Raw genomic sequence first — 234 nt, 5'->3', positions numbered from 1 at the left:
CGATATTACCAAAAGTTTTAATATTGATATGTCAATGGATGAAATGTTAAAAAATAGTATAGATAAATTGAAAACAATTTTTCCAGTGGAACGAATCAGCTTATCGTTATGTGAAAATCATAAATTAGTGTTAACAAATGTATATCCCGCTCACTCTTTGTATTTTCCTACTGTAGATGAGCAAATTCACTGACATAAATTGACAACTAAACAAAAAAGGAGACATGAACCCGA

The 234-nt window shown here is 29.5% G+C and carries 1 pseudogene; it reads left to right on the top strand.

From position 1 onward, the window contains the following. Positions 1–169, top strand: a pseudogene (locus LD028_RS09475) (histidine kinase); the annotation flags it as partial. Positions 170–234 lie beyond the last annotated feature (65 nt).

It is taken from the genome of Anoxybacillus sp. LAT27, assembly GCF_022030075.1.
GTDB classification, from domain to species: Bacteria; Bacillota; Bacilli; order Bacillales; family Anoxybacillaceae; genus Anoxybacillus; species Anoxybacillus kestanbolensis.
Note: the sequence above shows the minus strand (reverse complement) of the source record. Positions and strands in the feature narration are given on the sequence as shown.